The sequence below is a fragment of the Pedobacter sp. genome (assembly GCF_041645105.1).
GTDB lineage: Bacteria > Bacteroidota > Bacteroidia > Sphingobacteriales > Sphingobacteriaceae > Pedobacter.
In genome coordinates, this window is sequence record NZ_JBAZQQ010000010.1 from 1 (window position 1) to 23509 (window position 23509).

Below are 23509 nucleotides of genomic sequence, written 5' to 3' on the forward strand. Positions count from 1 at the left end.
CATCCCTGGGTAGAAAGATCTTTTCTAAATGCCCAGCCCATTATCTTTTTAGAATAGGCATCTGTGATTAGACTCAGGTACCCCCATTGATTTTTTAGTTGGATATAAGTAATGTCACTCACCCATAGCTTTTTTAGGAATCGACATAACAGCCTGTTTGCTTCTTTTGTTGGTGTTATTCTTCAATAACTCACGCCTCTATAAGAAACTTGGTAGGTTTTCTAGCTTATAGGTTCTGGTTAATTAATCTTTCTAGATCAGAAACAGGAACAACTCCAGACTGTCGCCACAGGATTTCGCCTTTTTTAAACAAAATAAGTGTGGGGACGCCACTTACCCGATAGGTAGCTGCAGCTTGATGATTTTTGTCTACATCTATTTTAATGATACTGGCTTTATCACCCACTCGTTTTTTTAAGTCGGTTAACATGGGAGCCATCATTTTACACGGGCCGCACCATTCGGCAAAAAAATCTATTAAAACAGGTTTATCTTGATTGATGATTTCTTGAAAGGTCATACCGTTAGTTTTTTATCTTTTTATATTGCTAAACCAATAACAGCTCCCACAAATGTATCATAAATATTGAGGACGGTGTTCTAATTCTGTTAGATGCTTTTAAGCGTAATTCACTTCTCCAATTGATTATAAAGTTCGTGTAGCTGTTTACAAAGTTAGGTAACTCAATGAACATTTGGGTTAATTTGTCATATGTAAAAGATATTATCCTATTTTTGCACGCAAAGAATTGATTATGGACTCAAGCGAACTACGGATAGGAAATTATACATTAGATCATGGATCTCCAGAGCAAATACCTTATGGATCAGACATTGACTCTGCATCGTTAATGGAGCCAATAGCTTTGTCTGAAGAATGGCTGGTAAAGTTTGGCTTTGAGAAATTTGAATTTGAGTATGACGAAGGTTCTGAAACTACTTATGTATTCGAAAAGAAAAATGGGCATCAATTTGTATTAAATGAAGATTTACAACCTATGGATGGTGAAATTGCCATGTTAGATTATAAGCTGGAATATGTTCATCAACTTCAAAATCTTTTTTACTGCTTAACCGGTAGTGAATTAGAGATAATTTAGGGCTGCGCCTTCGGTAAGCGCCTATTAGCAAAATATTCTATATGTTTGTTTCGTGAATAACGAACTTACAATGTTTTCATACGATAAACTAACGGATTTAGAGCTGACTGCTTTGCTAAAGCAGGGAGACAGGAAAGCTTTTAACCAGATTTATCACCGTTATGCCGAATATTTATATCAATACGCCTTAAATATACTAAGAGACGAAGATGAATGCACTGATGCTATTCAAGATATTTTTGTATGGTTGTGGGAAAATAAAAAGAAAGTCAACGTTACAATTTTAAAGGCTTACCTGCTTGCTGCAGTAAAATATAAGCTGACCAGATTAATCCAAAGTAGTAAACGAAGGGCTGAAATACTTGCCCTAAATCCATTACAGGAAGAAATATTTATAGAGGATAGTCTGGAAATAAAGGAGCTTAAACATGCCATTCAGGAATTTGTGCTGGTTCTTCCAGAAAGAGCAAGGCAAATATTTGAAATGAGCCGGAATGAATATCTCTCCAATAAGGAGATTGCCCTTCGATTAGGTATCTCAGAAAAAACTGTCGAGAATCAAATGACCATTGTGTTAAAAAAACTCAAAACGGGCCTGGGTAAAATGTCCTTCTGGTCTGCTGTGATCTAAATTAACAATTATTTTAAATATTTATGATCATCCTTTGGGGGGTAGTGGCCCTTCATGTCCCTAAGTATAAAGGACACGGGTAAAAGAATGATAACGGACAAAGAAAGACTTGTATTAATCGAGCGTATTTCCAGGGGAATTGCAACTGATGAAGAACTTAGTAAATACAATGCCTGGTGTAATGAGTTACAGGTGCAGGATCAGTATGTATCTGACTTTGATGTTGTTAAAAGCACTATGCTGACAGATATAAATAGGAGGATTGATCATAAAGGTATCATTCGCTTCCCTTACTATAAAATTGCAGCAATAGCTGCGGTGCTTGCTATAGTTTTTGGACTTTGGTTTTATAACGTTGGAACGTTTTCAAATCAAAAAGATGAGGTCGTTTATGGAAATGATATAGCTCCGGGGAAAAATATGGCCTCACTTACCTTAGCTAATGGAAAAACGATACAACTTAGTGATGCTCAAAATGGTGTTAGTATTGGTGAGAAGTTAAAATATTATGACGGCACGGATATCATTGCCGAAACAACACAGTCTCGATTGCTGACTGCAACTACTCCCCGCGGTGGAGTTTATGAGATTACGCTTCCAGATGGAACACATGTTTGGATGAATGCCGATTCTAAACTCTCTTTTCCATCTAAATTTTCAGGAAGGGAACGTAAGGTTTCATTAAGTGGCGAAGCATATTTTGAAGTAACAAAAAGTGAACAACCTTTTATTGTTGCTACAGACAAACAAGAAGTAAGGGTATTGGGTACACATTTTAATATCAATAGTTATAACGATGAAGCGGCTACAAAAACCACTTTATTGGAAGGTAGTGTAAGGGTTTCTGCTTCTGATGAAAAAAATGCCTCTTATGTTCTTAAGCCTGGTGACCAAGCCATAAATAACGGCAGAATCCGGGTAGAGAAAGTTGATTTGGAAGAAGCTGTGGCCTGGAAAAATGGCAATACTGTATTTGAAAACAAAACTCTGGAAGACATTATGCGTGATTTATCGCGCTGGTATGATGTTTCTATCGTATATGCAGCTGATGCACCAAAATATGAGACTTTTAGTGGCGCTGTATCAAGATCAAGAAATATATCTACTGTATTGGAACGTATGCAAACTACAGGCAGTGTAAAGTTCAAGATAACCGATAGAACAATAACCGTAACAAAGTAATCATCAACCTACACAAATATATCAATCTATTAACCTAAACCGCATTATGAAAGAAATTCTACGAAATTAAACAAGAGAAAAAGGTGCTTATAAATAGGAAAGCCGAAAAGTGCTACCAACACTTTCCGGCAAAAGTTTGAGCAACCATTCCTGATAAATATCAGGGAGAATTATTATGTCCTAACAATCTATTATCAACTCAAACCAATTCAAACTTAGGCAATATCGTGCAACAATGCAATATTGAAAGTCTTTCGTCGACCCCCTTGGTTTGAATAAAAATTAAAGACGAAGTATGGAAAACTATGCTTTAAACCGTGGTAAGCCGTTTAACTGGCTGCCAACCAAACTCCTATTGATTATGAAGTTAATCATAGTACTAATGACCACTTTTTTGATTCAGGCGAGTGCTGTGGGTTTTGCTCAGAAAGTAACTCTGAATGAAACTGGAGCCTCTCTTGGAAATGTAATAAATAAAATACGCTCGCAAACAGGTTATGACTTTGTTTTCAACTCTAAAGAAGTGGGAAATGCAAAAAAAGTCAATATAAATCTAAAAAATGTTGAGCTGGAAGAAGCCTTAAAGGTGGTTTTCAAAGGGCAGAACCTGACCTATTCAATAAAAGATAAATTCATTGTAATAGAGCCTGCAAAACCTTCTTTTATCGACAATCTGCGTGCTGTTTTTGTAAATATTGATGTACGTGGAAGGGTATTGGATACTTCAGGAGATCCATTGCCAGGCGCTACTGCAATTATTAAAGGCCAAAAAAGTGGCGTCAGAACCGGAGCAGATGGTTACTTCCTCTTGAAAAATGTTGAGGAAGGTGCGACAGTAGTGATCAGTTATACAGGTTATAAAACAAGGGAGCTTACTGCTGCAAAAGATCTTGGAACCATCCGTATGGAAGTTGCTGTGAGTGACCTGGAAGAAGTTGCGGTAACCGTAAACACCGGCTATCAGCGGATTAAGCCGGAACAAAGTACTGGCGCGGTTTCGCAAATTGGGACCAGAGAGTTTGAATCAAGGGTAAGTTCCAATTTTCTTGATGGATTGGTAAACAGGTTACCGGGCTTGTTAATTAATAACAGCGTACAGTTTACCAGTACTACTCCTGGCATTGGAGAAACTACCAGACCTTTGTTCAATATCCGGGGTATTTCTACGATGTCGGCCAACCAAAGTCCGTTAATTGTAGTGGATGGTTATCCAACAGAATTGACACTGGATATGATCGATCCGAATGAAATAAAATCCGTTACGATCCTTAAAGACGCCGCCTCTGCTACTGTATATGGGGTAAGAGCATCTAATGGGGTAATTATAATTGAGAGAAAACAAGCGAATCCAGGGGCAGCACAGTTTAGTTTCAGGAGTACATTAGGACTTACACCAGAGGAGAATTACAGCCGTTACCGCTGGGATCCAGAAGCATCAGGCATTAATGCCAGTTATACACGAGAGAGACAGGCGCTAATTATTACGCCTGCTAGCTGGGGAACCTTATTTTTGCCGGGATCAATAACAGGGGGTAATGTACGTCGTTCTATCCCTTACTATATTCAGGCCCAGCTTGTAGCTGGTATTATTACACCTGCACAGGCTGAAAGCTCTTTTGCTGAACTTGCTAATTATGACAATCTTAAGGATTACAGTCGCTTATTCCAAAGAACGGCAGTTGCACAAACAAATACCTTAAACATTTCGGGTGGTGTACCAAATGCGCTGTATTATATCACTGCAAATTATACGGGAAACCGAAGTAATGCAATCCTGAATGACAACAATAGATTTCAACTGACAGGCCGCACTACTCTAAAACTCGCAAAACGACTAAACCTGGAACTAAGTACAGAATACCAGGAAAATCGTGTTAATGGTGCTCCTATACCGGGACCTGCTACCTATGCTGGTTATGAACGCTACGAAGATGTAAACGGAAATCCTGCAGCCATCATTTCACAAAGCTATGCACCAGTTTATAATAACTATATTCTTTCACAGGGCTTGTTGGATCAAAATTATTACCCTTTGATTGAAGCGGATAAAGTAAGCAACAAGACACAGACGCTAAACTACAAGACGATTGCCAATTTTAACTATGATTTTGGAAAAGGGTTTAACCTTTTGTTCGGTGGGGTGTATGAATCTTCGCGTACAGAATTTAGGCATTTGGCCGCCCAGGGGTCGAATGAAGTTAATTCATTTGTAAACAATTATACTGTCACACCTATCCCCACTAACCCTGTATTCAAAAAGAACCTTCCTGATGGTGATTTCCTACGTCAGCAAAATACTAGTTCAACTGGCTATACTGCACGTACACAATTGAATTATAATAAAAGAATTGGTAACCACTCCCTTAACGGTATAGCCGGTGCTGAAATACGTCGATTATTAAATAAAAGCAATTTATCATCATATTTTGGCTATAATGATCAGAGTTTATTGCATCAACCAGTCGATTACGCTTCGATATTTAATAATGTACCAACAGTTAGAGGTACACTTGTTACAGGAAATGGCCTTTCTTCATTAAATGATTTCTTTAACCAAACCTATGTTGATGATCGGTTTGTTTCTGCTTTTTCCAATATAGTTTATTCATTTAAAGATACCTATTCCTTATCAGGAAGTATTCGCATTGACCAATCAAATCTTTTTGGTAGTGATCCAAAGTATAAATACAAACCATTATGGTCATTAGGTGCAGCCTGGAACATTCATAAAGAAAATTTCATGAACAATATAAACTGGCTTCACCAATTGAAACTGAGGGCTGCTTACGGGTTTAATGGAAACGTAGCCAAACTTTCGCTTCCACAGGTAATCGCCAAGGCGGAGAATAATAATCAGAATACACCAACACTTCCATCGCTTATCTTATTTTCCAATGCCAATACAGGTCTTCGTTGGGAACAGACTGAGAACTTAAACATTGGAATTGATTATAATGTTTTCAAAAATATCACTGGTAGCCTTGAATATTACACTAAAAAAACCACTGATGTAATGGGTAATTCGACTATTGACCCAACTCTTGGTTCGACTTCTGCCTTAATCAATTATGCCACCATCAAAAATAATGGGTTAGAGTTTAGCCTGAAAGCAGACTGGATTTCTACCAGAACCTTTAACTGGAACACTGGTATAGTGGTAGCAAAAAATACCAGCAAAGTATTAGATGTCTTCAGAACTGGGCAATACAATCCACAAGTGCTTGATGTGCTGGGTTATGTAAGTGGTTATCCGGTAGGTTCTATATTTTCTTACAATACTACAGGACTTAACAATGAGGGGCATCCTATTATTGTAGATCCAAATGGAACATCATATGTTGTAAATACCAGTAGTACTGGAACGCCTATAGTTACTGCTATGTCGGATAAGAATTCAGGACTGGTACAATACTCGGGGACTACTTTACCAACCATTAACGCAGGGTTAAGTAACCGTGTTGATGTAGGCAATTTCTACTTTTTTGCAATGATCAATTATTATGGTGGTTTTAAAGTACGCGTACCAAGGCCAACTCCAGCAGAAAACAGGCCTCTGGTAGGATCAAATAATTATTGGAGGGTTCCTGGTGATGAGCTGAACACAAATATTCCAAACCTGACTGATCTGAATAGTTTTAACCCAAGAGCAGCTTACCTTTATAACAGTAACTATGTAGTTAATGGTGACTACCTTACGCTAGGTGATGTGACAGTTTCGTACCGCTTAAATGATGTTAATTTCATAAAAAAAGCAGGTTTTAAGAATTTTGAAATCAAAGCCCAGGCTTCAAACTTATACACTGTTGGATTTAACAGCTATAATTTTAGTATGGCTACGGGAAGTTATGCCAAATCGTATTTAACTCCTACTTATACGCTTGGTTTGTTTACAAACTTTTAAAATTTACACTGATGAAGAAATTTAAATATATAGCCGCCCAATTGCTTTTGTGTTTCATGGTTCTTAGCGGTTGCGACAAATATCTTGATGTTGAACCTAAAGGTAAGCAATTGCTGAAAACGACGAATGACTTCGATCTTTGGTTAAACGCACAAACATTTACAACTGAAATTAATAGCCCTTATCTGGATTATATGACAGATAATATGGATTACCTAAATGTTAATACTCCGCCAATTGCTCTTGTTGACTTCGTTTACACCTGGGCGGCACAGTTTACAAGTGATGTATCAGCATCTGCCTATTTATGGGCTGACCACTATAAACGCATTAGTTTGTACAATACTGTTTTGTTAGGTATTGACGCTGCTGAAGGGGGGACCGAATCACAGAAAAACAGTCTTAAGGCGGAAGCCTTACTTGGCCGTGCATATTCTTATTTTTACCTGGTGAATGAATATGCGAAACCTTATGATGAGGCAACCGCAACTGGCGATTTGGCTGTGCCCTTTGTAACTTCAGATAATGTAAGTCAAAAAGCTCCGCCACGAGCTACTACTGCTGAAATTTATCAACACATCCTGAATGACATCAATGCGGCTATCCCGAATCTTCCTGAGGATAACAGCAGTGCAAGGTTCCGTGGTTCTAAGGCTGCTGCATACAGTGTTTTGGCTCGCGTTTATTTATATAGAAGGGAATATAGTGAAGCGCAGCGTTATGCTGAGCTAGCTCTTGCTAATACCCGCGCCATTATGATTGATTATACCAACCCTGTATCTTTTCCCAACACTCAAAATGTAGTGTCTCATCCAGATGCAATTTATGGTAAGGGATATGCTGCTGTCGGTATTCCCATAGCTTTAGATTTTAAAAGTACGTTTGCAAGTAACGATGCAAGGAGAACAATTTTTTATTCGAACTGGACCAGTACTGTAAGGGGGGCGACCGCGTTTTCTGCAGCTTCCGTTACACCAATTTTCCAGCTGACCAATTCAGGTACAACTGTGCAGGAAATGCATTTAATTGCGGCTGAATGTGCGGTACGCAGTACCGCTCCGAATAGCCTGGCTACGGCACTAAGCCATCTGAATCAGGTAAGAAGGAACAGATATACTGGTATGCCAATTGAGAGTAGAGACTTTGCTTCAGCTGATCAGAATATTGTGTTTAATGAAGTACTAGCAGAAAGAAGGCGTGAATTGCCATTCCATAGTCTACGTTGGTTTGATATGCGGAGATTTGACAAGGAGAATAGAATGCCAGCTGTAATTCGCACTAATGCGCAAAACGCAGTTATTGCCACGCTTGAGCCACACAGCCCAAGATATACGTTGCAAATACCTATTCAGGTGATGGCCTTCAACCCAGATATGCCCCAAAATCCATAACTATAAAATTAAGAGATGAAGACATATAAATTAAATTTATTGGCAATATGCACGCTGGCGCTATTGTTTATGGCTTGCAAAAAAGATAAAACTGGCCGCGAACCCTTATCAAAAGATAGGGTGACTTTTGATGTGCCGGCTTCTACAGATGTAGTAGCTAGAGATTATGATATTAGAAACGTTTCGGTTGTGAGTGTGGAAATGAAAGCGGTGCTTCAAGGGAACACGTCTTCGGATGTTCATTATGTTACTTTTGCCACCGATACCAGTAAAATAGCTGACTATAAGTTGAAGTATGGAAGTAATGCCCTTTTACTTCCCACAAAAAGCTATCTTTATTTCAAGCCCACAGTAGCCATCGCTCCGGGGACCAACATTTCAGAAGCGGCGATTTTAAACCTTGGTTTTCAAACAACGCTAGAGCCTTTCACTACTTATGTGCTTCCGTTGACTATTGCATCTATAGATGGTATACCGCAGGATCCAAAGTCACGCAAAGTTATTTATTATGTTTTTAACACAAAAGAACCACGGTATGTAAGCCATACAGGGTATACCTTAGGAGCAACAGCATCTTCATCACTTGGAACTAATACACCAATTAAAGCAGTGGATGCAACTACGGGTACAACCTTTTGGGCGAGTTCTAATACTGTACCATTGCCACAATGGTTGAATATTGATTTTGCGCGGAATGTTACTTTTTCGGGAATAGACTACTTCTTTCCAACAACTTTAACTACTGCAAACGGAGGTTTGACTACTTCTGCGAAAGTGGAAACGAGTTTAGATAATATAACCTGGGTTGATAAAGGAACACATACGATCAATGTTAACAACGCTGCAAGAATGCAGACTATAAATTTTCCTTCATTAACTACGGCAAGATATTTACGCTTCACAATTTTAACTGCAAACACATATGTAGCGTCAGCGACAATCAGTTATAACATAGGTTTTGTGGGCGGGATTTTATTGTTGAATTAAATAATGGCAACTCGATATTTGTAATAATTAAAAATGAAAAAATCAATATTTTCAATTTTGATGCTGCTGCCCTTTGTGGTAGCAGCTCAAAAAAGCTATATCATTTCAGGAAAATTGCCTGCTGTAAAAAGCCCGGCTAAAGCTTACCTGGTTCTTTTAAAAGACAATGCCTGGAAGGAAATCGATTCTGCTTCCATTATAGATGGAAAGTTTCGATTTACTGGAAGTGTAATGGAACCACAGAGCGCAATTATAGCAGTTAGACGAAGTGGAATTCCAGATTCAGGGACCCAAAGGGATTCAAGAGGGTTTTTTATCGAAAACTCCAATATTTCGATTGTAGGTAAAGATGCTGTCAGAGATGCAATCATCACGGGTTCAAAATCTGACCAGGAAAACCAGGAAAGAGAAGAACTGATTAAACCTGTTACCGCTAAAATCATCAGATTACAAGATGAATTCGGAAAGAAAAATGCTGATGGATCCTTTGTGAAATCATTGGAAGAGCGCAAAAAAGCAGGAGATAGCCTACAGAAACTGGTGGCTATGAACAAGCAGATCAATCTGAAGTTTGCAGAAACGCACTTGAATTCTTTTATGGGACTTTATACTTTTAATATGTATGTGCTCGACAATAAGTTTGATCCAGCAAAAGAAGAACCTTTATTTAACCGTTTTTCTGCAGCACTTAAATCTTCTCCACTTGGTAAGCGCACTGTGGAAAAATTAGTCATTGGCAAAAGGCGCCAGACGGGTGCTAAAGCAACAGACTTTACGCAAAATGACCTGAACGGTAACCCATTTACATTGTCTTCACTAAGAGGGAAATATGTGCTGGTGGATTTTTGGGCGAGTTGGTGCGGACCTTGCAGGGCGGAAAATCCAAATGTAGTAAAAGCGTATAATGAATTAAAAGGCAAGAACTTTGAAATTGTTGGCGTGTCGCTAGATTACCCGGGAAGCAAAGCAGCTTGGGCAGAAGCGGTTAAAAAAGACGGATTGCCATGGATTCAGGTGAGCGACCTTAAAGGTTGGAAAAATGAGGTGGCTGTAATGTATGGCATCAATTCCGTACCTCAAAATCTGCTGATTGATCCGCAGGGAATGATCATCGCTAAAAACCTGAGAGGTGAGGCACTTACAGAGAAATTAAAAGAATTGATTAAGTAAACCCTGTCTTTATGATGCTCATAAAATAAACTAACTATAAAAATCATGAAAATAAAAAGTACAATCGCTGTGCTCTTGATGTTATCGGTCGGAAGTAGTATGGCGCAAGATAAATTTGAGATTTCAGGTACACTGCCTGGTGCAGGAAGCGACAAAAAAGTAATCCTGAACTATGTGAACATCGAAGGGAAAAATGTTAAAGACAGTACCTTGTTGAAAAATGGCAAATTCCTGATTAGTGGTATGACTGCTTTCGGTAATAAAGCTTACCTGACAATGATGCCAGTGAAAAAAGATACAATAAACCGAAACAGAGGGGCTGACTACCAAAACTTTTACCTGGAAAAAGGCAGGTACAAAGTTACTGGAACAAATAGCCTGGCTAATGCAGTGATTACAGGTACACAGGCACAGGCCGACTACCTGGAATATGAACGTGTGGTTGGGGTACCTCATAAGGAATATAAAGCATTAGTACCTGCTTATATGAAAGCCAGATCAGCGAAGGATACTGCTGAAGTAAAAAGACTTTCGGATCAGCTTAAGCCCATCATGGCACGTATTGAATTAGGTTTGGATTCATTTATTTTTAGTCATCCTGACTCCTATGTTGCCTTGGATGCTGTTATGGACAATCGGACAATGGTAATTGATCCGGCAACTTTTGATAAATATTATACGCCTTTTAGTAAAAGAGTAATGACCAGCTTTACCGGTCAGAAACTGACTGCAAAATACAATAAAGCCAAACAGATCGCTATTGGAAAATCAGTTGATTTTACACAGACAGACGATAAAGGAAACGAATTTAAACTATCATCCTTAAGGGGGAAATACGTTTTGGTTGATTTCTGGGCCAGCTGGTGTGTCCCATGTCGTGCAGAGAACCCCCATTTGCTAAAAGCTTATAATCAGTTAAAATCTAAAGGTTTTGAAATTGTGGGTATTTCTTTGGATGAAACCAAGGCAGCTTGGTTAAACGCGGTGAAGCATGATGGTATGCCATGGATCCAAGTGAGCGACCTTAAGGGGTTTAAAACTGAGATTGCAGTGAAATATGGTATTAGTGCCATTCCGCAGAATTTTCTGATCAATCCGGAAGGAGTAATTATTGCAAAAGACCTGAGAGGTGAAAATGTGAATGAAAAGATTGCTGCGTTTATCAAATAAAGTAAAGGCGGATAGCCTCGTTATGGCTTAAATCGATCGGGTCGTTTTATGGCGACCCGATTACTAGAGTTCTTTCCAGGTTGTAGGCAGAGGTTTATTTATTTCAATTTGCTGATAATTGAGCCTCACCTTGCTTTTCCCATCACTGGTAATTGTCCTAAACGGCATTTTTATACCATCTAAGGTTCGATTGTTACTATAGCTGTTTATTTGTTTGTTTTTACCAATCTGGTAACTGTCACCCACAATATTGTAATTTCGATCTAATAGGTAAACAAACTCATGGCCATCAACCTGAAATTCTACTGAATATCCTTCTTTGGTAGCTTTGACAATCCCTCTTGCGAATGCTGCATTGTTTTGCTGCTGCAAGCCGAGTACACCGATATGGTCGTTATACTTTACTACCTGGAGACGTTCCTTATCACTAATAGTCTTTTTTCCATTGTTCCATAGCCAACCTCCGTTAGGGCCAATTTGCTCGACAGCAATTAACTTTCCTTGATGAAACATTTCATTGCGAAACCTGTTACCTACCAGGTCATTGTAAGAGCGGAGCTTGATGCCGTTGAATTCAGCATCGACGGTATAAGTCCTGATCCCATCTAAAGCATTACCACCATATTGTTTTCTGACTGCCTTTAATACTTCAGCAGCACTTGGAAGTTTTGTTTCAGTTTGTTTTTGATCAACGTTATCATCCATAAAATAGAAGCTGCCATCGATTACCGCCATCGCTTTGTTTTTGCTATCTGCCGCACTGGCAAAGAAGCTGTGCGTGGTACTATTTCCGTTTTCATAATTGAGGGTCAGTGTGCCGTCTTTTAAAACATATTTACCTTTTCCGTCACTTTTAGAATTGGTGCCACCACCAATATTATCACCTGCGATAACTGTAGTTGATTGTTTGTCAGTTGTGAAGTTTCCTGCGCCATCAAAATTGAGTACCCGCCTCGAACTTGATCCGATATAGGTCGTGCCAGTAGCTATGCCACCGCTTCCGCTGATGAATTTGAAAGTATAGGCTCCCTTTGGAACACTGTTATCCAGATTCATTTTGAACATCACATAGGTGCCTCCATCAAGATTTCCATTCTTTGTAATCGTATATTCGTCTTTATCTCCATTGCTGTATAGCAGATGAAGGTTGGATCCTTTAATTTCATATTTGCCCCTTACTGCAGTTTTCCATTCCTTTTTATTGAGCTGATCTGTGAACGTTTTGTCCTTGCGCAGCAGGATAACTACATCCGTACGATTCATGCCCCCGCCTAATGGGTTGAGACTAAGTTTGACTCCTGCATATACGCCAGGAAAGCTATTGGAAGATTGGCAGGCACTGGATAGGGCGGAAGCCATGAATAATAAAAGGTACAGGGTAAAGAAGTGGAACTGCTTCATCGAAAAAGGTTTAATAGATATAGGAAATTGACAACAAAAAAGATGCCTTATCAGTCAACCGTTGAAAAACCATCACTTTCAATTACTGACTTTACCCACTTTTGATAAATTGGATACCAAACACGATCCCCGTTAGAACCGTTACAAAGCATTATTATACCACTTTTGGTTGGTAAATGCATAAACAATTAATGTGATGAAAAGTAAGGTATGTTTTCTTCTATTTGGCATAAATGAAAGAAATACTATCTTGGACAATAAGTCCGCTCATGTTTTGACCTACATACTTAATAGTGTATTTTGAAGGTTTGGTGATGCTATATCCTTTTAAAAGATCGACAGTAATAGAAATACTGTCTTTAGAATTTACAGGTAGGTAACTGTCAGCCGGTGGCGGCATTATTCGTTTCGCCATAGCGCCTTTGTAGTCAACTTCTTCACCAGACTCTGATGTTATATCCAGGTATTTGCTGATGAATGGCTCAAAAGGAGTATGCCATTTGCAAAAATGTTGTGTAGTATCGGCATTATTATATACTGTAAATTTCAGCTCCGCCAATTCGCCAGCTTTAATGGTATCTTTCATTGACATCTTTGCCAACAGACCTTTTTCAGCTGTGCTGTCTAGGGCTGCAGTAGCCGAGGAGTCTGCCAGATTAGTACTATTTTGTGCGCTATTATTGTTGATTCCGCAAGATGAAAGTGCCAGTACAACAGCAGCGTATAACAATATATTAAAGTTTTTCATAGTGTAAAAGTATCTTTTTTGAGTCAGATTTCTCCATTATCTTTACGTGATGTTACCTTTATAGCGAGAGGCAAGATCTTCAGCGAATTGTTCTGCATGATACGGGACATTTCAATATTGGTCAAGCCATAAAAGATTGATTTTAAAATTAGTACATTAACAACAAAAAATGGATACATCGGTAAATGACCTTTTAGCAAGTAAATACAACATAAAATTATCAAAGCCTGAGGATGCAATCACAATTTTAGAAACGGGGCTTGCCGGTATGATTTTCACGCAGAATGATATTGGTAAAGAATTTTTTGATTTAAAAAATGGAATACTTGGAGAGACATTCCAAAAGCTTGTCAACTACCGGTTTCCAATAGCCGTTGTGCTTCATGCCGATCACGATTTTGGATTAAGGGTAACTGAGTTAGCGAGAGAACATTCAAAACATCCGATTATCAGGTTTTGTCAAGACATTGAAGAAGCGAAAGCATGGATGACCCAAATTGTTAGTTAATTGCTTTATTTCTTTTTACTGCCGACAAGAATTACGACTCCTGCAATTAAAACAATACCACCCACATAAGGAGGCCAATTCACATTTTTCTCTTTATCAGCGGATATTTGAATAGGTCCTGCATCAACTATTTTTTCTTTTTTTGTGTAAGTGAAGCCAGTCCATACTAGCATCGCAATCCCTAAGATGGTTAGAATTAGTCCAAGAGGTTTGTTCATATCAGTTGTGTTAAGTTTATATATTAACAGAACTGATAATAGAATGTTTGAAAAATTGAAGTATTGGTGACTGTCATCGTCTGTCTTAATGATTGCTGAAGAATTCAATTTTTTCAAGCCTGGGATTTTTATGATTGTTTTTGCAATAGATAACTGGTAACTTCATATATACAATCAATTTTTAGTAACATGGATATATACATCGAGCTGATTCTGACTTTATGTATAGTGCTAGGCATTATTATATGGCTCACTATAATGGGTAAGCGGAAGTCAAAGTATGGCTTAAACTTTATTAAAAGAGTTTGTTCTGTCTGCAGTACTGAACAGTCCATAATAAGAGTCCCTAAAAACAAAAATCAGATATTATTTGGTGGATACACATGTCCTACATGCCAAGCTGCGCTTGATAAATATGGTGATGTGATCTTATAAAAGTGTCTAAGTCTTATTATTAAGGTTACTAGAATCATTATTGTAGTAGTCCTACCGAGATTGCACAATCATGACTATGAGAATTGAAATATCAAAAACTCTAACACAAGATCAAGCTAAACAAATTGATTACTTCTGGAATGAAGTATATCCGGTTAAATTAAAAAATAGATTTGGATTGTTGTTAAAAGACATAAAAGAATTTAACCATCATATTTTACTTAATGAAACCGATGAAGTAATTGGTTGGGCTGCTACATTCTTACGAGATGAGGAGATATGGTTTTCTATCCTTGTATCCGCTGAAAATCAAAACAAGGGCTATGGGAATATGTTAATTGATAGTTTAAAGCAAAATTTTAAGAATTTATGCGGTTGGGTTATTGATCATAATAATGATTTGAAGCAAGACGGTTCAACCTATTCCAGCCCAATTCAATTCTATTTGAAAAATGGCTTTGTTTTAATGGAAGATAGAATTGAAACAGACATTATATCTGCGGTTAAAATTAAATATGAGGCAAGTCTTAAGTAATTAAAAAATGGAATTTAATCCAAGTAATAATATAGTCAGGCTCTGTCTTCAAGGTATGGAGATGGAAGAAAAAGCCAACCCTGAAGAAGCAAGAAGACTTTTTCTTCAAGCCTGGGATCAAGCGACAAACGATTTAGGAAAGTTTATTGCAGCTCATTATGTAGCCAGGTATCAAAAAGATATTTCCGACAAGTTAAAATGGCTTGAAACGGCTTTGCAGTTTGCATTAAAAATAAATAATGACAGCGTTAAGAGTGCTTTCCCTTCTCTGTATTTAAATATTGCTAAATGTTACGAAGACCTTAAGGATCCTGAAAAGGCTAGAGAAAATTATGAATTGGCCATTATATTTAATGATAAACCATCTGACAAAGGTCCTTTTTACCATGGAACGAAAGCAGATTTGCAAGTGGGCGATTTGCTGAGGGCAGGGGGAAGTTCTAATTATAAGCCAGGACTCGAAATGAATCACATTTATTTCACAGCTCTTGTTAATGGAGCCGGTCTTGCTGCTGAATTAGCAAAAGGCAATGGAAAGGAACGTGTTTATATCATTGAACCGACAGGAAGTTTTGAAAATGACCCCAATGTTACTGATAAAAAATTTCCAGGCAATCCGACACGCTCATATCGCTCACAAGCACCATTAAAAATTGTTGGCGAAGTGACTGATTGGGTGAGAATGGCACCAGAGGAACTTCAGAAATGGCGTGAAAAGCTTGCCAGTAATAAAGGAGACATTATTAATTAGCCTTTTCACTCGATTATGAAAAAAGCTGTCATTCATTATGATCAATTTTTCGGTCCATTATACTTTGAACCATATGCCATAGAGGTTGCGAAACGAATTGAAATCACCCCGAATTCTATCGTATTGGAAATTGCTGCTGGAACAGGTCGTGTTACTCGCCATATTCGGGATTGTATTCCACAATCAGCAAAACTAATCGCTTCAGATATTAGCGAGGACATGTTGGCTATAGCCAAAAAGAAATTAAGTAATCTTGATATTGATTGGCAAATCATAGATGCTAAAAAGCTTCCTTTTAGTGACAAAAGTATTGATCTTATTGTTTGTTGCTTCGGTTATATGTTTGTTCCTGATAAGCCGAAAGCATTTGAAGAAGTCTATCGGGTTCTAAAATCTGGCGGACAATTTTTACTTACAACCTGGGATAAGTTGGAGAATAACACTGCGTCCTTTACTTCAAGATCTATAGCAAAGAAATATTTGGAAGAACCATTACCTGACTCATATAATCTTGCTACTTCAATGAGTGATAAAACTGTCATAAAATCTTTATTAAAAGATGCTGGATTTACAAAAATGTCAATTGAACAAGTGGAACTTTTGTCTGTTAGCCGAACCGCAAAAGAAGCTGCATATGGTCTTGTAGAAGGAGGTCTTATTTATGATGAAATAAAAAAACGTAATCCTGCTTGGATAAATGAGATAAGAGTTAAAGTAGAAAAAGAGCTTGCTGAAAAATTTGGAGCTGCTCCAATGGTAGCTCCAATGAGTGCCATAATCAGTGAGGCCAGGAAGTGATACATATAAATCCTATAAGTATAAAAATCTGTTCTTAAATATCCGAAATTATATAGAAAAATCTTAGATTTTATCTAACTGTTACTAGCTAGATTGTTACAATCAATTAATCAGAAATTTATGTTCTATTAGTGTTTTATTCCTAATTTAGAATACTGCTAAAACACTAACGAAATGAAATAATGACATTTTCTTACGCAATTATTAAAAGCAGAAATCGTTAAAGCTGATAATAGTTCGAAATATTAACCTTGTTTAATATGATAGCTTCATAATCTTTACCAAATAAATATTGTCTGATGAAAAAACTGAGATCAAAAATTGTGAAAACGCTCAAAAAGGAATTTACTTTCGAATGCATCATTTCTTCCAGAATGAATCAGGTTATTCTAGATGTTAAGAATATAGATTTTGAGCAACATCTCGGACAGTTAATACAGCAAACTCAATTTATCATTGATAAATATTTTCCTCAAAGGGAGGATCACCTACTTCTTGTCATTCGTGCAATCGACGGAACAAACGAGAATAAATTTAAAATCTGGAAGTCTCACTAATACTTATTGTCCATTAGGTTTTAAGCTAGTATAGGACAGCTAATTTTTGATTAAAAATGAAAAAAATATACATCTTTTTAGCTGTTTTTATTAGTAGTTTATCAGCTCTAGCTCAAATTAGTATAAATACTGACATCGTAAAAATAAAGTTGCCAAGAGGAACAGTATTGGTAAATAAACCAATGACGGTACCCCAATCTGATGGGACGATTGAATTGGTCAAAGGGGGAGAATACCAGTATGAAAATATTTTTCTGAGTATCTGGCCATCTAAAAAGAAACAACTCCCAACTAAATGTTTAGAGGATATTAATTTTTCAAGAAAAAATAGAGGTTGGGGGTCAGAAAATAAGCCTATAGGAGAAGATCTGCATGTGAAGGTTCCTATAGGAATGAATGTATGGGCTTGGCAGGTAAAGTATAGTGAATATGTATCATGCCAATTTTATATAACAAATAAGGACAAGACCTCTAAAGTGAGTGGATGGATACAATTTGATCCTGGAGTTGATGAGAAAGCAAAAGTTTATCTTGAACGTATTCTAAAAGGTATTACTTTTATATAGTATCTGCCGGAGATAGTACTTATATTGGTCTGTCTTCCTTTTTTATCTCTTTGTTTTCAGGCGTTTCTTTAACTATAGTTTTTTCTACATAATTTTCAACCGAGTTAGAATCCTCTGGTTTGATTTTTTCTTTTAAAATCGTGTCCCAGAAAACGGTAGTTTTACTCTCTTTAATCTCGTCCTGCTTTTCTTTTCTGATCATAATATCAAATTTAATGAATTAATGTAGTGAAGACAAATCTCTCATATATTATTGTTATTGGGGTTAAAGCTATAAATTTGAGAAGATCAATATCAAAGAAGATAGGGTCATAAATAAGAATTAATAAAACAGACGATGATTAAATGCCTTTTAAAAGTACAATTAATAGTGTTTATGCTAATTACTATAAACACTATTAATGCAAAAGCTCAAAAGGGAGCATTGTATGAAAACTTTCCTGAAAGTTTTGAAAGCTCCGGAGAACAAAAAGGTATAGCAAAAAAAATGGTAGATCTTTCTTCTGGTAAATGGGAGTTCAATGGAGTTTCTATAGATTCATTCGTTGTTAACGATAGACCGACAAGTGGAAGTTTTGCTCTTAGAATGGCAGCAAATAATACAGAACCATTATATGCACAGATGAATTTTGATCTAATGCAAGGTGCTTCTAAAGTTACGGTTTGGTTTAGTTCTTATGGGGCTAAGGCAGATAAGAAGGGTGCTTTTAAATTAGAATATTCTACTGATAAAGGAAAAAACTGGATTCAATCTGGAAAAGATGTGGTGGTGAATAGCAAGACTAAACATGGATTATCTTTTCCTTTGAATATTTCAGGGAATGTTCGCTTTAGAATTGTAAAATTGCCATTGGGCAACGGAAAAGACGACCCTACTATTGAAAATGGAAGATTAAGCTTCGATGATTTTTCAGTTTATAAAAATTAGCTTAAAATTTAAAGAATAAATAAGCCACCAGAAAAAAAAATATACTAAAATAGATGAGAAGAGTTCTTTTTATATTGATCCTAATTATTGGATCGAATCAGTTAATGGCACAAAGTATCCGATTAGCCACTTATAATATTAGAGGGATATTAGCTAGAGATGTTCCAGTGAATATGTGGAAAGATAGAGTAGGGCTCGTTATACCTTTAATTCAGTTTCATGATTTTGATGTTTTTGGAGTTCAGGAAGCAAGTGAAGAACAACTGTCTGATTTAGAAAAAGCACTTCCTGGTTATGGAATTATAGCAGAAAATAAAAATAATGGTTTAAATACATCGGCTATATTTTATAAAAAAGTAAAATTTAACCTTCAAAAAAGCGGGCATTTTTGGCTATCTGCTACTCCAGGTGTAGAAGGAAAAGGCTGGGATGCGAAGCATCCGAGAGGTTGCTCTTGGGTAGAGTTAACAGATATCAAACAGAATTTTAAATTTTATTTCTTTAATACCCATTTTGATCATGTCGGAGTACAGGCTCGTAAAAATAGTGCAAAGTTAATTATAGAAAAAATTGACCAAATTGCTGGTAATAATGCTGTTGCGGTTGTTGGTGATTTTAATTTCGATCAGAGAGATGAGAATTTTGCCTACATCAAAACTTTTAATAAGCTTTTTGATTCCTATGAGGTATCTAAATTTAAATACGAACCAAACGGAACATCAAATAGTTTTAATATCACTAAGAAATCAGATGCTCGGATAGATCATATCTTTATAACTAAACAATTTGAAGCCTTAAAATATGGTGTTTTAACTGATAATTCTGGAGGAAAGTTTCCTTCTGATCATTTCCCGGTTGTAGTAGATGTTATCACTAAAAAGTAATTTAGATTACTTAATAAGTTTTTAAACAAAAAAGTCGGATAATTATCCGACCTTTCTGTTTATTTCATAGGTAGTTAGTTTACTGAACTATTTTACCATCTTTATCAATCTTTATGGATCCTGTTTCTTCTCCTTTTTTAACATCAATTTGATAGTATTGAGTTTTATCTGCATTGGTTACCAGGAATGCTGCTACTGGAGTAAGTTCTTTAGCTTCTTCAGATTTTAAAACTGCTTTTACTGGCTCTGGAAGGTCTTTTAATTCAACCGGAACCTTTGTAGTACTATCTTGGTATACCGCAATGTTAATTGGGTTTTTAATTTCGCTTGCTTTTACTGATGTTAATCCTGCTACGGCTAAAAATGCTGCTGATAAGATGATCTTTTTCATAATATTCGTTTTAATCAATTAATATTCTTGTTAATTATGAATAGGATAGGTTTGATAACCGTGCCGGAATAACGGTTTTTTGGCATGCAGTTGGTTGTCAGTGAATTGTGTTTTTTTTGTGTGTTTTTAGATTGTGGTACTTTTCTACAGTTTGTTGTTTGGTTCAACAAGATAATGTTGTGATCACTGAGGTGTAACGAAATCTTTCTTGTTTTTTCTTATAAAAGCGACTTGCAATTCCATTAATGGTTCTTTAAGTGCATAAAACTGATTGTCAAATTTTTCTAAGGGATTATTGTCATATGATTTACTAAAACCTTCTGAGGTTCCATTTTGATCCTTAGTTATTTGTTCCTTTTCTTTTTCAAACACATTATTTGCAGTTTGAGTTAACTCAGCAAACTTATTTGCGCCAACGAGTCTCAATACATTAGGAGCCAGCTTAGCAAACTGTCCGCTTGAATTATAATAGTATTGATTGAAGCCGCCATTATTTACTTCAGCTTCTAACCACCAGATAATATAGATTGCTTGTTGTGGCTTAGTTAGTGACAGGACACTAGCTAATTCCTGATCTGGATTTGTTGGCAAAGTATTCGAGATATGGTCAAACACTAGCTGAACCAGTAATGAATCTGGGGTACCATCTATTGTTTCTACTGTAAGTGGAGGTCGCTTGACTTGAGCTTCAATAACATTTGAACTATTAACTGCTGTATTCATCGAACAACTGGAGAATTCAATACTCATGACAAGACTGATCAAGATAACTATAATGTAGGCTTTTTGGCAATTCATACTTCTATCAGAATATTACTTAGTATAACTTATTTAAGGTTTTATTTAATTCTGCTTTAAAAGAAGAGGAGAATACCGCTTTTGCTACATCCATTTTTTCAGCGTCAAATATCATAGGTACTATCTCATCATTTTCGTCAAACTTCTTGTCACGATTTGAGTCTGTCATCGCTTGAATCAGGATAGTTCCAGAATGATTAATAGTTCGAAAGCTATTAATATCCATATTACTTGGAGTGATCTGTTTAAGATTTTTTCCAGTTTGGTCTGAGGTAAAAAGGTAAGTGGGGTCTTTACGGTCAAGTCTGCCATCTGCGTTGTAATCTTCAGATGTGGCGTTGTAAACCATTAAATTTTTAAGTGTCTGAAATGAGTTAATGAGTATTATTCTGTCTGAAACTAACAAATTAGATTTTTCGGTTTTGATATCGTAAAATGCAATGTTCCAGTAAGGACCAGTATCTGATCCCGAAGAATAACGTTTTAGTGATTCAGTATCTTTTTCTGAAGCCTTTAAAGTTAAGGGGTACATTACAACATTAGTACTATCAATAGGTACTATATCTTTAAACACAGAAATCATTGTCGAGGTCATTTTATCTGCATTCTTTCCGTTTTTATCCTGTATAGGAATACTTTCCTTTTCAGTAATGTTGCAAGAGATAATTAGTGGAGGAGTTGTTCCAAGCAGAATTCCTATTAACAAGGTTTTACTTATTGTCGCCATGAGCAGGTGTTAATTTAATTTTAGACGCAGTTGTGTTGTGAAAGTTACATTTAAAGTCCTCTATAAAATTGTATCACTTACAATCGCAATCCCAATCCGTATCCATATCAATTACAGTTACTACAGTTTGGGTGTCGTTGCAGGGTGAAAAGATAATTCTCACCAGCTGATTATCCCTGGTTGTTCCTTCCAAAGCATATTTTTTTCGACATGGATTGTTAGAAGAAGTATCACTTTTAACATAATTAATATGACCTTTTTTAAGTATCTCATCTACTTCTAAAGAGTCAATAGAACGGCAATTCATTCTGCATTTACCATGTTTGGTGAAAATAAGCCGTTCGGGTTTTCTGTTAAAAGAATCTTCCTTAGTTTCAAAATTCTGAACCTCTGTATTTTGGCTTTGGTTGCCGCATCCGTTGGAAAGGACTGATATGATCAAAGAGAGGAATAAAAGAATATGGAATCGAGTCATGAATGATATAGGCTGATTGTCTATTACAATAATAGTTTGTTTTGATGTATTATCCAATGGCTGTTTGTGCCAATCGTTTAACTAACTGTGAAGCGTTAATAATGGATACCAGTCGATTATCGGAAATCTTCTTGAAAAGTGACGTATACGCTTAAAACTATAAAAAGCAGTTTCATTTACATCTTTATGATGGAAATACAGGAGGTACTTATTACCTTTGTCCGAAATTAAACCTGTATAATGTATAAGAATTGGTGGAAAATTTTAGGAGCCGTATTGGTTATTTACTCAACCATTGCCGGTCTTTTATCTGGTGTACCTGAACTTCCTATTTTGTATGAGAGCATTAGGAATCTATATTTCCACGTTCCTATGTGGTTTGGAATGATTGTATTGTTTAGTGTATCTGTATATCACAGTATCAAGTTTTTAAGCAATAGTAATCCAGAACATGACCTTAAAGCAGTTGAAAGTGTTAATGTTGGTGTAATTTATGGCATACTCGGAATTGTAACTGGTGCGATATGGGCAAAATTTACCTGGGGACAAGCATGGAGTTTTGATGTTAAACAGAATTTCGCCGCAATTGCTTTATTATTGTATTTTGCTTATTTGGTTTTGCGTAATGCAATAGATGAAGAGCAAAAAAGAGCTAAAATATCCGCTATATATAACATATTTGCTTTCCCAATGATGGTGGTGTTGCTTTTTGTTTTACCACGTTTAGCTGATTCTTTACACCCGGGGAATGGCGGTAATCCTGGATTCAATGCTTATGACCTTGATAGTCGTATGCGCGCAGTATTTTATCCTGCCTGCTTAGGTTGGATCTTAATAGGATATTGGATTTATACAATTTTATATAGAGTACGTACATTAGAAAAAAAGAATATATTATAGTCATGAAGAAATTTTACGTTACCTTTTTAATGTTGGTATTATCCCTTCAATTGTTTGCACAAGATGGAGGTTCTTCCATCACTGATAGTATATATGCTTCAGGTAAAATATATGTTGTTGTTGCATGTATTGTTTTAATTCTATTGGGACTACTATTCTTTCTGTTCACAATCGAAAAAAGATTAAAAAAATTAGAACAAAAATCTTCAGGTAAAAACTAATTTTAAATCGTTTAATGCCTGTTTTTGCCTCTTTTTTGGTTTAGTGTGACAGGTACACTAAGTGATTTTGCATTTGTATTAATCGTTTTTTTTAGTGCAATTTTGTACTCATAATTGAGACTTATTTCATAATTCA

The 23509-nt window shown here is 36.5% G+C and carries 27 protein-coding genes; 18 read left to right on the plus strand and 9 right to left on the minus strand.

All coding sequences use genetic code 11. The features are described from left to right. Window positions 1-226: 226 nt before the first annotated feature. Window positions 227-520, minus strand: coding sequence for a thioredoxin (gene trxA / locus WC623_RS22630; protein WP_372855455.1), 294 nt, complete (start codon window positions 518-520; stop codon window positions 227-229). A 235-nt stretch (window positions 521-755) separates the two neighbouring features. Here trxA and WC623_RS22635 point away from each other — a divergent pair, with 235 nt between their 5' ends. The 8 genes from WC623_RS22635 to WC623_RS22670 all read left to right on the plus strand — a co-directional run bounded on the left by WC623_RS22635 (window position 756) and on the right by WC623_RS22670 (window position 11532). Further along, complete coding sequence (locus WC623_RS22635) at window positions 756-1100, plus strand: hypothetical protein (RefSeq protein ID WP_372855457.1); 345 nt, start codon at window positions 756-758, stop codon at window positions 1098-1100. Between the two features lie 70 nt (window positions 1101-1170). Beyond that, the gene (locus WC623_RS22640) at window positions 1171-1731 is read left to right on the plus strand and encodes a sigma-70 family RNA polymerase sigma factor (protein ID WP_372855459.1); all 561 of its coding nucleotides are present in this window, start codon (window positions 1171-1173) and stop codon (window positions 1729-1731) included. Window positions 1732-1818: 87 nt separating this feature from the next. Continuing rightward, window positions 1819-2913 carry a FecR family protein gene (locus WC623_RS22645; RefSeq protein WP_372855461.1) on the plus strand — a complete coding sequence of 365 codons (1095 nt, stop codon included), beginning with the start codon at window positions 1819-1821 and terminating at the stop codon, window positions 2911-2913. Window positions 2914-3274: 361 nt separating this feature from the next. Continuing rightward, on the plus strand, window positions 3275-6814 hold the full coding sequence (locus WC623_RS22650; protein WP_372855463.1) for a SusC/RagA family TonB-linked outer membrane protein: 3540 nt from the start codon (window positions 3275-3277) through the stop codon (window positions 6812-6814). An 11-nt stretch (window positions 6815-6825) separates the two neighbouring features. Beyond that, a complete protein-coding gene (locus tag WC623_RS22655) occupies window positions 6826-8205 on the plus strand; it encodes a RagB/SusD family nutrient uptake outer membrane protein (RefSeq protein WP_372855465.1) in 1380 nt (459 codons plus the stop codon). Window positions 8206-8220: 15 nt separating this feature from the next. After that, window positions 8221-9192: a discoidin domain-containing protein gene (locus WC623_RS22660; RefSeq protein WP_372855467.1), complete on the plus strand. Its 972-nt coding sequence runs from the start codon at window positions 8221-8223 to the stop codon at window positions 9190-9192. Window positions 9193-9225: 33 nt separating this feature from the next. Then, complete coding sequence (locus WC623_RS22665) at window positions 9226-10362, plus strand: redoxin domain-containing protein (RefSeq protein ID WP_372855469.1); 1137 nt, start codon at window positions 9226-9228, stop codon at window positions 10360-10362. A gap of 45 nt (window positions 10363-10407) precedes the next feature. Continuing rightward, window positions 10408-11532 (plus strand): redoxin domain-containing protein, encoded by a 1125-nt coding sequence (locus WC623_RS22670; protein ID WP_372855471.1) that lies wholly within the window; start codon window positions 10408-10410, stop codon window positions 11530-11532. A 63-nt stretch (window positions 11533-11595) separates the two neighbouring features. On the opposite strand, the gene WC623_RS22675 is transcribed toward WC623_RS22670, so the two are convergent. Together WC623_RS22675 and WC623_RS22680 are read right to left on the minus strand one after the other, a co-directional pair. Further along, on the minus strand, window positions 11596-12933 hold the full coding sequence (locus WC623_RS22675) for a hypothetical protein (RefSeq protein WP_372855473.1): 1338 nt from the start codon (window positions 12931-12933) through the stop codon (window positions 11596-11598). Between the two features lie 220 nt (window positions 12934-13153). Further along, window positions 13154-13681 carry a protease gene (locus tag WC623_RS22680; protein ID WP_372855475.1) on the minus strand — a complete coding sequence of 176 codons (528 nt, stop codon included), beginning with the start codon at window positions 13679-13681 and terminating at the stop codon, window positions 13154-13156. 169 nt (window positions 13682-13850) lie between these two features. On the opposite strand from WC623_RS22680, the gene WC623_RS22685 reads away from it, so the two are divergent. Continuing rightward, window positions 13851-14189 (plus strand): DUF4180 domain-containing protein, encoded by a 339-nt coding sequence (locus WC623_RS22685; RefSeq protein WP_372855477.1) that lies wholly within the window; start codon window positions 13851-13853, stop codon window positions 14187-14189. A gap of 5 nt (window positions 14190-14194) precedes the next feature. Here the strand turns inward: WC623_RS22685 and WC623_RS22690 are convergent, their stop codons facing one another. Continuing rightward, window positions 14195-14407 carry a hypothetical protein gene (locus WC623_RS22690; protein ID WP_372855479.1) on the minus strand — a complete coding sequence of 71 codons (213 nt, stop codon included), beginning with the start codon at window positions 14405-14407 and terminating at the stop codon, window positions 14195-14197. Between the two features lie 511 nt (window positions 14408-14918). Here WC623_RS22690 and WC623_RS22695 point away from each other — a divergent pair. From WC623_RS22695 to WC623_RS22715, 5 genes are all read left to right on the plus strand, one after another. Beyond that, window positions 14919-15377, plus strand: coding sequence for a GNAT family N-acetyltransferase (locus WC623_RS22695; protein ID WP_372855481.1), 459 nt, complete (start codon window positions 14919-14921; stop codon window positions 15375-15377). A 346-nt stretch (window positions 15378-15723) separates the two neighbouring features. Beyond that, entirely contained in the window at window positions 15724-16128 is a 405-nt protein-coding gene (arr, locus tag WC623_RS22700; protein ID WP_372855678.1) for an NAD(+)--rifampin ADP-ribosyltransferase, read from the plus strand. 15 nt (window positions 16129-16143) lie between these two features. Next, window positions 16144-16926: a class I SAM-dependent methyltransferase gene (locus WC623_RS22705; RefSeq protein ID WP_372855483.1), complete on the plus strand. Its 783-nt coding sequence runs from the start codon at window positions 16144-16146 to the stop codon at window positions 16924-16926. 299 nt (window positions 16927-17225) lie between these two features. Further along, entirely contained in the window at window positions 17226-17483 is a 258-nt protein-coding gene (locus tag WC623_RS22710) for a hypothetical protein (RefSeq protein ID WP_372855485.1), read from the plus strand. Between the two features lie 56 nt (window positions 17484-17539). Continuing rightward, window positions 17540-18049, plus strand: coding sequence for a hypothetical protein (locus WC623_RS22715; RefSeq protein WP_372855487.1), 510 nt, complete (start codon window positions 17540-17542; stop codon window positions 18047-18049). 19 nt (window positions 18050-18068) lie between these two features. Here the strand turns inward: WC623_RS22715 and WC623_RS22720 are convergent, their stop codons facing one another. Continuing rightward, entirely contained in the window at window positions 18069-18251 is a 183-nt protein-coding gene (locus tag WC623_RS22720) for a hypothetical protein (protein WP_372855488.1), read from the minus strand. Window positions 18252-18425: 174 nt separating this feature from the next. On the opposite strand from WC623_RS22720, the gene WC623_RS22725 reads away from it, so the two are divergent. Further along, a complete protein-coding gene (locus WC623_RS22725) occupies window positions 18426-18977 on the plus strand; it encodes a hypothetical protein (protein WP_372855490.1) in 552 nt (183 codons plus the stop codon). Window positions 18978-19030: 53 nt separating this feature from the next. Next, window positions 19031-19861: an endonuclease/exonuclease/phosphatase family protein gene (locus WC623_RS22730; protein ID WP_372855492.1), complete on the plus strand. Its 831-nt coding sequence runs from the start codon at window positions 19031-19033 to the stop codon at window positions 19859-19861. Between the two features lie 79 nt (window positions 19862-19940). Here the strand turns inward: WC623_RS22730 and WC623_RS22735 are convergent, their stop codons facing one another. From WC623_RS22735 to WC623_RS22750, 4 genes are all read right to left on the minus strand, one after another. Beyond that, window positions 19941-20252 carry a hypothetical protein gene (locus WC623_RS22735; RefSeq protein ID WP_372855494.1) on the minus strand — a complete coding sequence of 104 codons (312 nt, stop codon included), beginning with the start codon at window positions 20250-20252 and terminating at the stop codon, window positions 19941-19943. Window positions 20253-20435: 183 nt separating this feature from the next. Next, window positions 20436-20975, minus strand: coding sequence for a DMP19 family protein (locus WC623_RS22740; protein ID WP_372855496.1), 540 nt, complete (start codon window positions 20973-20975; stop codon window positions 20436-20438). Window positions 20976-21069: 94 nt separating this feature from the next. Next, window positions 21070-21777: a hypothetical protein gene (locus tag WC623_RS22745; protein ID WP_372855498.1), complete on the minus strand. Its 708-nt coding sequence runs from the start codon at window positions 21775-21777 to the stop codon at window positions 21070-21072. A gap of 73 nt (window positions 21778-21850) precedes the next feature. Continuing rightward, the gene (locus WC623_RS22750) at window positions 21851-22252 is read right to left on the minus strand and encodes a DUF4258 domain-containing protein (RefSeq protein WP_372855500.1); all 402 of its coding nucleotides are present in this window, start codon (window positions 22250-22252) and stop codon (window positions 21851-21853) included. 240 nt (window positions 22253-22492) lie between these two features. On the opposite strand from WC623_RS22750, the gene ccsA reads away from it, so the two are divergent. Together ccsA and WC623_RS22760 are read left to right on the plus strand one after the other, a co-directional pair. Further along, window positions 22493-23152 carry a cytochrome c biogenesis protein CcsA gene (ccsA, locus tag WC623_RS22755; protein ID WP_372855502.1) on the plus strand — a complete coding sequence of 220 codons (660 nt, stop codon included), beginning with the start codon at window positions 22493-22495 and terminating at the stop codon, window positions 23150-23152. A 2-nt stretch (window positions 23153-23154) separates the two neighbouring features. After that, window positions 23155-23373 (plus strand): CcmD family protein, encoded by a 219-nt coding sequence (locus tag WC623_RS22760; protein ID WP_372855504.1) that lies wholly within the window; start codon window positions 23155-23157, stop codon window positions 23371-23373. Window positions 23374-23509 lie beyond the last annotated feature (136 nt).